The 13,296-nt window shown below is 36.0% G+C and carries 15 protein-coding genes and 1 other annotated feature (1 of these 16 cut by a window edge); all 15 genes read left to right on the top strand.

Features of this window, described 5'->3' with window-relative positions; translation table 11 throughout:
• Window positions 1-9 precede the first annotated feature (9 nt).
• The 15 genes from murG to divIVA all read left to right on the top strand — a co-directional run bounded on the left by murG (window position 10) and on the right by divIVA (window position 13,207).
• Window positions 10-1,104, top strand: coding sequence for an undecaprenyldiphospho-muramoylpentapeptide beta-N-acetylglucosaminyltransferase (gene murG, locus BWGOE10_RS19595; RefSeq protein ID WP_070144637.1), 1,095 nt, complete (start codon window positions 10-12; stop codon window positions 1,102-1,104).
• Between the two features lie 61 nt (window positions 1,105-1,165).
• Window positions 1,166-2,071 (top strand): UDP-N-acetylmuramate dehydrogenase, encoded by a 906-nt coding sequence (gene murB / locus BWGOE10_RS19590; protein WP_070144636.1) that lies wholly within the window; start codon window positions 1,166-1,168, stop codon window positions 2,069-2,071.
• Window positions 2,072-2,169: 98 nt separating this feature from the next.
• Window positions 2,170-2,940, top strand: coding sequence for a cell division protein DivIB (gene divIB / locus BWGOE10_RS19585; RefSeq protein ID WP_070144635.1), 771 nt, complete (start codon window positions 2,170-2,172; stop codon window positions 2,938-2,940).
• A gap of 401 nt (window positions 2,941-3,341) precedes the next feature.
• Entirely contained in the window at window positions 3,342-4,643 is a 1,302-nt protein-coding gene (gene ftsA / locus BWGOE10_RS19580) for a cell division protein FtsA (protein ID WP_070144634.1), read from the top strand.
• Window positions 4,644-4,682: 39 nt separating this feature from the next.
• The gene (gene ftsZ / locus BWGOE10_RS19575; protein WP_070144633.1) at window positions 4,683-5,837 is read left to right on the top strand and encodes a cell division protein FtsZ; all 1,155 of its coding nucleotides are present in this window, start codon (window positions 4,683-4,685) and stop codon (window positions 5,835-5,837) included.
• A 457-nt stretch (window positions 5,838-6,294) separates the two neighbouring features.
• A complete protein-coding gene (spoIIGA, locus tag BWGOE10_RS19570; RefSeq protein ID WP_070144632.1) occupies window positions 6,295-7,212 on the top strand; it encodes a sigma-E processing peptidase SpoIIGA in 918 nt (305 codons plus the stop codon).
• 19 nt (window positions 7,213-7,231) lie between these two features.
• A complete protein-coding gene (gene sigE, locus BWGOE10_RS19565) occupies window positions 7,232-7,951 on the top strand; it encodes an RNA polymerase sporulation sigma factor SigE (RefSeq protein ID WP_002128857.1) in 720 nt (239 codons plus the stop codon).
• 157 nt (window positions 7,952-8,108) lie between these two features.
• On the top strand, window positions 8,109-8,888 hold the full coding sequence (gene sigG, locus BWGOE10_RS19560; protein ID WP_002014725.1) for an RNA polymerase sporulation sigma factor SigG: 780 nt from the start codon (window positions 8,109-8,111) through the stop codon (window positions 8,886-8,888).
• Between the two features lie 293 nt (window positions 8,889-9,181).
• Window positions 9,182-9,460 (top strand): YlmC/YmxH family sporulation protein, encoded by a 279-nt coding sequence (locus BWGOE10_RS19555; protein ID WP_070144631.1) that lies wholly within the window; start codon window positions 9,182-9,184, stop codon window positions 9,458-9,460.
• Between the two features lie 118 nt (window positions 9,461-9,578).
• Complete coding sequence (gene pgeF, locus BWGOE10_RS19550; protein WP_002111428.1) at window positions 9,579-10,388, top strand: peptidoglycan editing factor PgeF; 810 nt, start codon at window positions 9,579-9,581, stop codon at window positions 10,386-10,388.
• A gap of 5 nt (window positions 10,389-10,393) precedes the next feature.
• Window positions 10,394-11,068, top strand: coding sequence for a YggS family pyridoxal phosphate-dependent enzyme (locus tag BWGOE10_RS19545; protein WP_070144630.1), 675 nt, complete (start codon window positions 10,394-10,396; stop codon window positions 11,066-11,068).
• Between the two features lie 19 nt (window positions 11,069-11,087).
• Window positions 11,088-11,558: a cell division protein SepF gene (locus BWGOE10_RS19540; RefSeq protein ID WP_070144629.1), complete on the top strand. Its 471-nt coding sequence runs from the start codon at window positions 11,088-11,090 to the stop codon at window positions 11,556-11,558.
• 6 nt (window positions 11,559-11,564) lie between these two features.
• Complete coding sequence (locus tag BWGOE10_RS19535) at window positions 11,565-11,828, top strand: YggT family protein (protein ID WP_070144628.1); 264 nt, start codon at window positions 11,565-11,567, stop codon at window positions 11,826-11,828.
• 15 nt (window positions 11,829-11,843) lie between these two features.
• A complete protein-coding gene (locus BWGOE10_RS19530; RefSeq protein WP_070144627.1) occupies window positions 11,844-12,611 on the top strand; it encodes an RNA-binding protein in 768 nt (255 codons plus the stop codon).
• A gap of 89 nt (window positions 12,612-12,700) precedes the next feature.
• A complete protein-coding gene (gene divIVA / locus BWGOE10_RS19525) occupies window positions 12,701-13,207 on the top strand; it encodes a septum site-determining protein DivIVA (RefSeq protein ID WP_001131609.1) in 507 nt (168 codons plus the stop codon).
• 51 nt (window positions 13,208-13,258) lie between these two features.
• Window positions 13,259-13,296 (top strand) — a binding site (T-box leader); it runs 187 nt beyond the window's last position.

Genomic DNA, 13,296 nt, shown 5'->3' with positions numbered 1-13,296 from the left:
GAATCAGTAGTGCGAGTATTAGTAAGTGGTGGGGGTACTGGAGGACATATTTATCCAGCTCTTGCTTTAATTAGAGAAATAAAAAAACTAAATCCGGAAGCAAGATTTTTATACATTGGTACAGAGAGTGGATTAGAGAGTACCATCGTACCGAAAGCGGGTATTCCGTTCCAATCTATTGTTATAAGTGGATTTAAACGAAAAATATCTCTTGATAATGTGAAAACAGTGATGCGTTTCCTAAAAGGTGTTCAAGATAGTAAACGATATATTCGTCGTTTTAACCCTGATATTGTGATTGGTACGGGTGGATACGTATGTGGGCCAGTTGTATATGCTGCGGCTAAATTAGGTATTCCGACTATTGTACATGAACAAAATAGTGTACCTGGTGTAACGAATAAATTTTTAAGTCGTTATGTCGATAAAGTTGCAGTTTGCTTTGAAGCAGCTGCAGAACATTTCCCGCAGTCAAAAGTGGTTATGACAGGTAATCCACGTGCATCAGAAGTGATGGACCAAAATGGAATGAAAGGAAAACGTTCGGTAGGACTATCCCTTTCTAAAAAATCCGTGCTTATTTTTGGTGGGAGTCGCGGGGCTAGACCGATTAACGATGCTTTTGTAGAAGCGATTGAACAATTTGGGAATAAAAGTTACGAAGTATTATATGTAACAGGCGAAGTACATTATGATAAAGTTATGGAAGCCGTGAAACAAAAAGGGAATCCGAATAATGTTATTATTAAACCTTTTATTCATAATATGCCAGAGGTACTGACTGGTGTAGATCTTGTTGTTTCAAGAGCAGGGGCTACAACGCTTGCAGAATTAACAGCGTTAGGAAAACCAAGTGTATTAATTCCAAGTCCGTATGTAACAAATAACCATCAAGAAAAAAATGCACGATCAGTTGTTGATAAAGGAGCAGCTAAAATGCTACTTGAAAAAGATTTAACATCTGAAACGCTTATTCGTGACATTGATGAGATTTTATTGGATACACAAACATTACAAAATATGAAACTGGCTACTAAGCAACTTGGTATTCCAGATGCAGCAAATAAGCTATATGAAGTAATGAACAAGCTTATTAAAAAATAACATTAGGTGAACGCCCTGCATATTACTGTCATAAGGAGACTTAATATGGGGGAGATTGTCTATGGAACAATTAGTAAAAGAGCTTTTAGAAGCAAATGTTGGCCATGTGTTAGTTGATGAACCGTTAGCGCGTTACACGACTATGAAAATAGGTGGACCAGCTGATATTTTAATTGTGCCAAAGCATGTTGCTGGTATTGAGAAGACGCTAGAGTTAGTAAAGAAGTACAAGACAGGGTGGACTGCAATTGGTCGTGGTTCAAATCTTCTCGTATCTGATCAAGGTATAGAAGGTGTGGTTATTCGTTTAGGAGAAGGATTAGACCACTTAGAAGTCGAAAAACATAGAGTAAGAGTTGGTGCTGGATATCCCCTTATTAAATTGTCAACTTTACTTAGTCGCCAGGGATTAGCTGGCTTGGAATTTGCAAGTGGTATTCCAGGAAGTGTTGGCGGTGCAGTGTATATGAATGCAGGCGCTCATCAGTCCGACATATCGAGTGTATTAACGAAAGCTCGTATTTTGTTTGAAGATGGAACAATTAATTGGTTGACGAATACCGAAATGGGGTTTTCTTATCGCACATCTGTATTGCAAATGAAACGCCCTGGTATTGTTTTAGAAGCTGAATTCCAATTGGAGGTAGGCGAATGCGAGGAAATTGTAAGAAGCATGCAAAAGAATAAAGAGTATCGCCGTGAAACGCAGCCTTGGAATCACCCTTGTGCAGGAAGTATATTTCGAAATCCAGTCCCATATTTTGCAGGAGATTTAATAGAAAAAGCAGGGCTTCGTGGCTATAAAATAGGTGGAGCTCAAATTTCTGAAATGCATGGGAATTTTATTGTTAATACTGGTGTGGCTTCAGCGCAAGATGTATTAGACTTGATCGCATTGATAAAGCGTACAATTAAGGATAAATTTGGTGTCGATATGCATACAGAAGTAGAAATAATTGGAAGATAACGGTTGTTCGTTCCGCTCATTATCATTTATGTTATAATAAGAAGATAAGAACGGCATGAGGAACATGCCGTTCTTTATGTTACATAGGGGGATCGTACATGAAAAATAGTAAAGTGATTAAACTACAAGATCGTGTACCAAAATTAAAGAATCAAAAGAAAAAGAATAAGAAACCTGTTAATCATAGGTTAATTTTATACATATCGATTTTATTTTTATTAGTACTCTTTTTAATTTATTTTCGGTCTCCGCTTAGTAATATAAAAAAGATAAGTTTGTTTGGAAATCATTATATGACAGATGAACAAGTTATGAAGGAATCAGGTGTGACATATGATACGAGTTATTTCCGAGTAACAGCACATAAAGCAGAAGAAAACTTAACGAAACGAAAAGAAATTAAAGCGGTAAATGTAAAAAAACGTTTCCCAAACAAAATTGATGTTCATATCGAAGAATATTTAACAATTGGCTATATAAACAAAGATGGAAAATTACAACCGTTATTAGAAAATGGGAAAACACTCGATGTACTTCCGAACGGAAAACTTCCAGTTGCAGCGCCAATTTTTGAACCGTTTAAAGAGGAAAAAATGAAGGAATTAATTGCAGAACTAGAAAAATTAACGCCGACTATTTTAAGGTCTATTTCTGAAATTCGTTATACACCAACGAACGCAAATGAAGATCATCTTACTTTATATATGAATGAAGGATATGAAGTGAGCACCACTATTCAAAATTTCGCAAAGCGAATGGAAGCTTATCCACTTATCTTAAAAACAATTGAACCTGGTAAGAAGGTTTTAATTGACTTAGAAGTGGGTGCATATACGAAGGAACTAGGCACTGAAGAAAAGAAAGAATAGAATGATAGTTTTTACTGCGTTATTACGTATAGAATGAAACAAACGTTCTTTTATATGGATGCTAATTTGCAAGAATGCTTAATTTGATGAAAAAAATGTAAATTTTCTTAGATTCATACTAGGATTGGTACAAGTTTCACTTTTCTACAAGTACATCTTAGTGTAGACTTATACTTGGCGGTAATCTTTACACTTGAAATATAATTATTTCAAGATAGAGCAGTTATTCACAGGTTACTGAGATATTCTTAAATGAATGTTAAATAAAAATAAGAAAAATATAGGGTTAAAAAAGGGAAACGTATAAAGACGTTGAATATTTTTCTTATAAATAGTAAAGTTGCGATTGTTGTTCCATATATTGAGTTGTATGGTATAAATAAAGAAGGAGGTGCCAAAGAATGAACAGCAATGAAATATATGTTAGTCTTGACATCGGTACATCCAATGTTAAAGTCATCATTGGTGAAATGGTTAATGACGGCTTAAACATTATTGGTGTTGGAAACGTAAAATCAAATGGTTTGAAGAAGGGATCGATAGTTGATATAGATGAAACTGTTCGATCAATTAAAAAAGCAATTGAACAGGCTGAGCGCATGGTGGGTATCCACATTGAGCAAGTTGTAGTAGGTGTCAATGCAAACCAGGTACAGTTGCTCCCGTGTCACGGAGTAGTCGCTGTTTCAAATGAAGATCGTGAAATCGGGAATGAAGATGTCTTACGCGTTCTAGATGCAGCACAAGTTGTGTCAATTGCTCCTGAACGTGAATTTATTGATGTGGTACCTCGACAGTTCATTGTAGACGGTCTTGACGAGATTAACGATCCACGCGGGATGATCGGTGTAAGATTAGAAATGGAAGGTACACTTATTACAGGCTCGAGAACTTTACTACATAACCTACTTCGTTGTGTAGAAAAAGCAGGTCTTGAAATTGTTGATATTTGTCTGCAACCTTTAGCGGCAGCGACAGTTGCGTTATCTTCGGATGAAAGAAATAGAGGAGTAGCCCTTGTTGATATGGGTGGAGGATCTACAACCTTATCTATTTTTAAAGATGGAGAGTTGCAAGCAACGAGCGTATTGCCATTAGGTGGAGATCATATAACGAAGGATATAGCGATTGGGCTGAAAACTTCAACAGAAAATGCAGATCAAATTAAGCTGAAATATGGACATGCTTTTTATGATACAGCATCTGAAGAAGAGATGTTTACGGTTCCTATTATGGGAAGTGATCAAACAGAACAATATTCTCAGTTGGAATTATCGGATATAATAGAGGCTCGTGTAGAGGAAATTTTAATGTTTGTTCAAGATGAAGTGCGTAAGTTAGGAGTAAAGCAAGCAGCTTCTGGATATGTACTAACTGGTGGGATAGCTTCTATGCCAGGTGTTCTTGATCTTGCATACGATATTTTACATGAAAATGTTCGTATAGCAACTCCTGATTATATTGGTGTTCGTGAGCCCCAATATACAAGTGGAGTTGGATTAATTAAACATTCTTATCAAAAAGCTAAATTACGTGGGAAAAATGTGCAGGAAAAGCAAGAACATTTTGAACCAGTACCAGCACCAATGCCGGTACAACAGCAACCTGCGAAACAAAAAACTCGTAATCAAAACAATACTAATCAAAATGATGACCGCATGATGTCAAAAGTAAAACGTGTATTCCGTTATTTATGGGATTAAAATTAGACACGAAAAATGAGGTTCTAGGGGGATTTCGACATGTTAGAGTTTGATACTACTCAAGATCAATTAGCGAATATAAAAGTTATCGGTGTCGGCGGTGGCGGAAACAATGCTGTAAACCGTATGATTGAACACGGTGTACAAGGTGTAGACTTTATCGCTGTGAATACTGATGCACAAGCATTAAATCTATCAAAAGCTGAAACGAAAATGCAAATTGGTGGAAAATTAACGCGTGGACTTGGTGCAGGCGCAAACCCTGAAGTAGGGAAAAAGGCTGCAGAAGAAAGTAAAGAACAGATTCAGGAAGCGCTTCGTGGTGCGGATATGGTCTTCGTAACTGCTGGTATGGGCGGCGGAACTGGAACTGGTGCAGCTCCAGTTGTTGCTCAAGTTGCAAAAGAACTAGGTGCGTTAACAGTTGGTGTTGTAACACGTCCATTTACATTTGAAGGACGTAAACGTGCAACTCAAGCTGCATCTGGTATTGCATCATTTAAAGAAAATGTAGATACACTTATTGTAATTCCAAATGATCGCTTATTAGAGATTGTTGATAAAAATACGCCAATGTTAGAAGCGTTCCGTGAAGCAGATAACGTATTACGTCAAGGTGTTCAAGGTATTTCAGATTTAATTGCTACACCAGGTCTAATCAACTTAGACTTTGCAGACGTAAAAACAATTATGTCTAATAGAGGTTCTGCTTTAATGGGTATCGGTTCTGGTAATGGTGAAAATCGTGCGGCTGAAGCTGCGAAAAAAGCGATTTCTAGTCCATTACTAGAAACATCTATTGATGGGGCTCAAGGTGTTATTATGAACATTACGGGCGGCGCAAACTTAAGTTTATATGAAGTACAAGAAGCAGCAGACATTGTAGCTTCAGCTTCGGATCCAGAAGTAAATATGATTTTCGGTTCTGTTATTAATGAAGGATTAAAAGATGATATCGTTGTCACTGTAATTGCAACTGGTTTTGATGATAGTGCTTCGATGCAGCCACCAAAACCAATTATCCGTCCGACTGCGAATCACACGCAACAGCAACAACAACCAGTAGCTCAACCTTCAAAACAACGTGAAGTTAAGCGTGAAATGAAACGTGAAGAGCCGGTTGTGCATGATCGTCATACAGATTCAGATGACATCGATATTCCAGCATTCTTACGTAACCGTCGTAGACGATAAAAGAAAAGGAGCTTTCATGCTCCTTTTTTTGTTGTCTAAATGGAAAAGATCTGCTAAGCAGATCTTTTTTTATTATTTTGCATATGGAGAGTCCAGTCCTATTTTTAAGCTATAAGCTGTGATAAATAAAGTGAAACTTTAATTAGTCGGGGGTGTTCATCCAAAAATGATTGTTAGCCCGACTCCCACTTAACTTCTGTACTTTTTTATAGCTGAATTTTGAGGCAGGGGTCTTACTACCCACAAATAGCAAGATAAACTTTGTATATATATAATTCAATTATTATGTATACAAGTAAGAAATTCATATTATTCTATGAAAAATACACTTTTATTTTTTACCGACAGATTATGTCTAGAAATCACAAAATAACAAAAAAACCCCTCCACCAATTGACACACTTTCCTATTGGATATGCATTATACTAGTCTCAACTTAAAAAAAGAGGTGAATTGTTTGGTTGTTTACGCCGACATTGTTTGGTTGTTAAACGCCTGCATTGATTTTCTTTTACTTTTATTAACAGCCACCGTGTTAAAAAAGAGAATCAAAAGATGGAGGCTTGTGTTAGGGGCATTTATAGGTTCAACTATTGTTATTTTCGCCTTTACGCCTTTTGCTTCTATGATGACACATCCAATTATGAAACTGTTGTACTCGTTACTTATTGTGTATACAGCATTTGGGTTTTCAACATTTAGAAATTATGCACAAACTGTTTTTACTTTCTATTTTGTAACCTTTATGGTTGGTGGAGGATTAATTGGAACACATTACTTTTTGCAAACGAACGAAATGGTAAATGGATTAGTTCAATCTAAATCAGTTTCTTACGGTGATCCAATTAGTTGGTTGTTTGTTATTTTTGGTTTTCCAGTAATTTATTATTTTTCTAAAAAGCGTATAGAAAGCGTAGAGGTCACAAAGATACACTATGATCAAATCGTGAAAGTGAAAATTCAATTAGCTGGGGAGGAACTAGAACTAGCAGGTCTAATTGATAGTGGGAACCAACTTTATGACCCGTTAACGAAAACACCCGTTATGATTATGCATATTTCATCATTAGAATATTGTTTGCCAGCTTGGTTAACAGAACAAATTTATTCCAAAACAGAAATTCCTCAAATACCAGAAAATGATTCTGGATGGGCGACGAAACTACGTTTAATTCCTTTCCGAGCAGTAGGAGTAGAGAATCAATTTTTATGGGCAATTAAGCCAGATTGTGTGCAAGTTTATCATGAAGGTAGTTCGGTTGTTGTAAACAAAGTACTGATTGGATTAAATACACAACAATTATCTACCAATGGAGAGTATCAATGCATTGTACATCCGAAAATGTTGATTTCGCAAAAGATGGTAATTGCTTAATTATGAGAGGCGGGATAATATGGTGAAATTTAAATTTTATTTGGTATACCTTTGGTATAAAGTATTGTTGAAATTAGGAATTAAGACCGATGAAATTTATTATATTGGCGGAAGTGAAGCGTTGCCACCGCCGTTAACGAAAGAAGAAGAGGCAGTTCTTTTGAATAAATTACCAAATGGAGATCAAGCTGCGAGGTCGATGCTTATTGAACGTAACCTACGGCTTGTTGTATATATAGCAAGAAAATTTGAAAATACAGGGATCAATATTGAGGATTTGATTAGTATAGGAACAATTGGTCTTATTAAGGCAGTGAATACATTTAATCCAGAAAAGAAAATTAAATTAGCAACATATGCATCTCGTTGTATAGAAAATGAAATTTTAATGCATTTGCGTCGAAATAATAAAAATCGTTCGGAAGTTTCTTTTGATGAACCGCTTAACATTGATTGGGACGGAAATGAACTGTTATTATCAGATGTTTTAGGTACAGATGATGACATTATTACAAAAGATTTAGAAGCTACTGTAGATCGTCATCTTTTAATGAAAGCATTGCATCAATTAAACGATCGTGAAAAACAAATTATGGAGCTTCGGTTTGGACTCGCTGGTGGCGAAGAGAAGACACAAAAAGATGTGGCTGATATGCTTGGAATTTCACAGTCTTATATTTCTCGTTTGGAAAAAAGAATTATAAAAAGATTACGAAAAGAATTTAATAAAATGGTGTGAAGAATAAGACCAGTCGGTATCTAGACTGGTCTTATTCTCTTTTTGTGCATTAGGAAATATGATGTTTGTGAAAAACGATGGAAAAACCGTATGCATAAAATCCCCTTCAAAGGAAATACTTTACACTGTACAGCAACTCCCGATAGGAGGGAACACTTTGACGAGAAACAAAGTAGAAATTTGCGGTGTTGATACAGCTAAACTTCCAGTACTAAAAAATGAAGAGATGCGTAAATTATTTCGTGAAATGCAAAGTGGAGAGATAAGCGCCAGAGAGAAATTAGTGAATGGAAACTTACGTCTTGTACTGAGCGTCATCCAAAGATTTAATAACAGAGGAGAATATGTTGATGATTTATTTCAAGTTGGTTGCATTGGACTTATGAAATCCATTGATAACTTTGATTTAGGCCAAAATGTAAAATTTTCAACGTATGCTGTGCCGATGATTATTGGGGAAATACGCAGATATTTGCGTGATAACAATCCAATTCGCGTATCTCGCTCATTACGAGATATTGCGTATAAAGCGTTGCAAGTAAGAGAAAAATTGATTGCTGAAAATTCAAAAGAACCAACAGCAATGGATATTGCCAAAGTTCTTGAAGTGACACATGAAGAAATTGTTTTTGCGTTAGATGCTATTCAAGACCCAGTTTCATTATTTGAACCGATTTATAATGATGGAGGAGATCCTATCTTTGTTATGGATCAATTAAAGGATGAAAAACAAAAGGACGAGCAGTGGGTTGAAGAACTAGCGTTGAAAGAAGGGATGAAGCGTTTAAATGATCGTGAGAAAATGATTATTCGAAAACGGTTCTTCCAAGGAAAGACACAGATGGAAGTTGCCGAAGAAATTGGGATTTCTCAAGCACAAGTATCACGTTTGGAGAAGTCTGCTATTAAGCAAATGAATAAGACGATTCAAGGATAAGGTCCTCACCAGTTATGGTGAGGCCTTTTTTATATATAATATTTTGCGCTCATAGTAGAGTGGGTAGGTTCATATAATGAAAATAAAATGGATGTTCTATTAGTAGCGGTTATATACTGTTTATTCGCTTCGAAATTCGGCTGAAGTAAGAAGTTAGATGGAAGCAGAGCTATCCGTGAAAGGCCGAATAGCATGGACTAATAATCAGTAGGAATGGGAAAAATCCCACTGATTAAGGTTTCACTTTATTTGAGAGCGTACTTACGATTCATGATATAAGGGAGCGGATGAATATGATACGAATTTCGGAGTTTCAAATGAAGGATGTTGTAAATATTTCAGATGGAAAAAGGCTTGGAAATATTGGAGATATTGATTTTGATATAGACACAGGGAAGATTAGGGCAGTTATTATTTCCAAGCAGACACGTATGCTAGGACTCTTTGGAAAGGAAGTAGAATTTGTGATTCCTTGGGAGCAAATTATGAAAATTGGGGAAGATGTCATACTTGTCAGAGTAGATAATATTAATTCTGTAACAGAATCAATACAAACACCGACAATTTCATAAAGAATATTACAAATTCCTCTTTTTTTTCAGTTGTCATTATGAAAAAATAAAAGTATGGTAAAATAGACAGGAAGTACCATGCTTTTTTCTGTTATTTTAATTAAAAGGAGCCGCTTTTATGAGAGAACCATTTAAATATGTGGACGGTATACTGTATTTACAAGCGTGGAAAGAACTTGGAAACATTACTGTTGGATTTACGACAAAAGATGGTGGCGTAAGTACAGGCTCCTTTCATGCGATGAATTTAGGATTACATGTGAATGATATCGTGGAGAATGTTCATGAAAACAGACGCATTTTAGCGAATAAGTTACAAAAACCATTAGAAAAATGGATTTGCTCTGAACAAGTTCATGACCATCATGTTGAGAAAGTAGGACTGCAAGAAAAAGGGAAAGGCGTTTATTCATATGAAGACGGTATTCCAAAAACGGATGGCATTTATACGACTAACAAAGATGTTCTCTTAACATCTTGTTACGCTGATTGTGTTCCGCTCTATTTTTATGCACCATCACATGATATGATAGGACTTGCGCATGCTGGGTGGAAAGGGACTGTAACAGAGATTGCGAAAGAAATGATTCAAAAGTGGAATGCAGAAGGTGTTTCAAGTGATGAAATTCATGTCGCAATTGGTCCTGCAATCGGATCATGTTGTTATGTTGTTGATGATCGTGTATTAACAGCAGCACAGCAAGTAGTAAACGGATCTGTTCCCTATAAAGTAATTTCTGATGGTCAGTATGCAATTAATTTAAAAGAAGTTAATCGTATATTATGTGTACAAGCAGGCATAAAAGAAGAACATATTGTAATGTCATCTCTTTGTACAAGCTGTGAAGAACAATTATTTTTCTCTCATCGTCGTGATCAAGGTAAGACGGGGAGAATGTTGAGTTTCATAGGTTTTAAGGAGGAGTGAAGCAAGTGACAGTGCAAGGGAATTTAGCAGATGTAAACGAAGTAATTAAAGAATCTTGTGCACGAGCTGGACGTTCGACGAAAGATATTAAGCTCGTTGCAGTTACAAAAACTGTAGGAATTGAAAAAACAAGCGAAGTAATTGAAGCAGGAATTATTGATTTAGGTGAAAATAGAAATGAAGGTTTCTTACAAAAATACGAGCATTTCGGTTCAAAAGTGAATTGGCATTTTATTGGCTCATTGCAAACGAGAAAAGTAAAAGAAATCATTAATGAGATTGATTATTTACATTCATTAGATCGTCTCTCGCTTGCAAAAGAAATTCAAAAACGTGCTGATAAGAAAGTTAAATGCTTTATTCAAGTGAAAACATCATCTGAAGAATCAAAGCAAGGATTGGCGATAGAAGAAACAATTTCTTTTATTCAAAGTTTGCAAGAATTGGATAAGATTGAAGTGGTAGGATTAATGACAATGGCTCCGTTTACAGGAGAAGAGGAAGAGATTCGTCGCTGCTTTAAGGAATTGCGCATGCTACAAACAGAGGTGCAGGAGCTAGAATTATTACATGCACCATGTGAAGAATTATCAATGGGAATGTCAAATGATTACACGATTGCAATTGAGGAAGGCGCTACATATATTCGTTTGGGAACGGTTTTAGTAGGAAAAGCGTAAGAGGAAGGAGAAAGTTATTATGAGTTGGTCAAAAGTAAAATACTTCTTTTTTGACACACCGGAAGAAAAAGAAGCAGCTCAATATAGTTATGAAAAGGAGCAAACAGACATGAAAAAGCAACAAGATCCCCCAGAACAACAAGATGTTCCGTTTGCGAAAGTGCAACCGAAGCAAAATGTAGTGAGTATTGAAACAGCGAAGCAAGCTTCAAAAGTTGTTTTACTAGAACCACGCACATATTCGGAAGCGCAAGGCATTTCGGATCACTTAAAAGGTAGACGAGCTGTTGTAATTAATTTGCAAAGAATGTCTACAGATCAAGCTGTACGTATCGTTGACTTTTTAAGTGGTACTGTATACGCTATAGGCGGGGATATTCAAAAAATAGGCCCGAAAACATTTATGTGTACACCTGAAAATGTTGATATCGTTGGTGCGATTTCAGAGTTATTCGGTGAAGAAGAAGAGACAAATATAAAGAGGTGGTAATACGCCATGGGAACAGTTTTAACAGTTTTACTTTATGCTATCGAGATTTACTCGTGGGCACTTATTATTTACATTCTCCTATCATGGTTTCCTGGTGCAAAGGAATCAACTTTTGGAGAGTTTCTTGCACGTATTTGTGAACCGTATTTAGAGCCGTTTAGAAGGTTTATTCCACCATTTGGTATGATTGATATTTCTCCACTTGTTGCTATTATTGCCTTGAAACTTGCTAGAGGTGGTTTAGTGAGTTTATTCAACTATTTTTTATAGTGTGAGGTTAAATACATGAGCATCTACGAGCATTTTAGACCCGATGAAGAGGTCTTTGTGGATAAAGTATTAGAGTGGAAACAGGCTGCTGAGTACCATCAAGTCAAGTTAACAGATTTTCTTGATCCAAGACAGCAACAAATTGTTTCTATGGTAATAGGGCAAGGAGATGTAGCTGTACGGTTTGATGGTGCGATGCCTGAAGCCGAACGGAAAAGAGCACTAATTTATCCAGATTATCTAGAATTAAATGAAGAGGAATTTCAAGTAGAAGTATTAGAAATTGACTATCCTTCCAAGTTTTTCACGCTAGAACATAGGCAAATATTAGGTGCATTCATGTCACTTGGTTTAACAAGGGAAAAATGTGGTGATATTTTGCTTCAAGAAAATCGTGCCCAAATTGCAGTTGCGAAAGAAGTTGTATCCTATATTGAAATGAACTTACAATCAATAGGGAAAATGAAAGTCACACTCTCTCCTATACAAGTAGAGAAAATTTTGCGTGTAGGTGAAAAGTGGGGAGAAAAATCTGGAACAGTTTCGTCACTTCGTCTAGATGTTTTATTAGCTGAAATGCTGCATATATCTAGGCAGAAAGTACAGCCTCTTATAAAAGGTGGCCTAGTAAAAGTCAATTGGAAAACAGTAGAGCAAACTTCGTATGAATGTTTTCCGGGGGATGTTTTCTCGGTTAGAGGGTATGGACGAAGTAAATTATTTTCTGTAGAAGGTAAAACGAAGCGCGACAAATGGAGAGTTTTGTATGGTATACTAAAATGATTGGTTTTTTAGAAGGAAATTCTCTTATTTTGTCGAAGAAAAGATATAATTGAAAGAGGAAATTTAGATAACTACTTGGAGGTGGCGTTGTGCCGTTAACACCATTAGATATTCATAACAAAGAATTTGGTCGCGGATTTCGTGGCTACGATGAAGATCAAGTAAATGAGTTTCTTGATCAAATCATCAAAGATTATGAATTAGTCATTCGTGAGAAAAAAGCTTTAGAAGAAAAGGTTGCACAATTAGAAGGAAAGTTAGATCATTTTTCTAATATTGAAGATACGCTGAACAAATCTATCATTGTCGCACAAGAAGCTGCTGAAGAAGTGAAGCGTAATGCACAAAAAGAAGCAAAATTAATTGTACGTGAAGCAGAAAAAAATGCAGATCGTATCATTAATGAAGCGTTAGTGAAATCAAGAAAAGTTGCTTTTGATATTGAAGAGTTGAAGAAACAAGCGAAAGTATTCCGAACTCGTTTCCGTATGTTATTAGAAACACAACTTGAAATGTTAAACAACGATGATTGGGATAAACTAATTGAATTAGAAGACGAAGTGGACGAGCTGTTGAAAAAAGAAGAAACAGTGTAAGCTTGACGTTTTTCTCATTATTACATATAATTTTAAACAACATATTTATTAAGAAAAACGAAGATAGGGATAAGTACCTTTTTCATACC

Source organism: Bacillus mycoides, assembly GCF_001757995.1.
Taxonomy (GTDB): Bacteria; Bacillota; Bacilli; order Bacillales; family Bacillaceae_G; genus Bacillus_A; species Bacillus_A mycoides_B.
The sequence above is the reverse complement of the archived record's forward strand: the minus strand, read 5'-3'. Positions and strand labels throughout refer to the sequence as shown.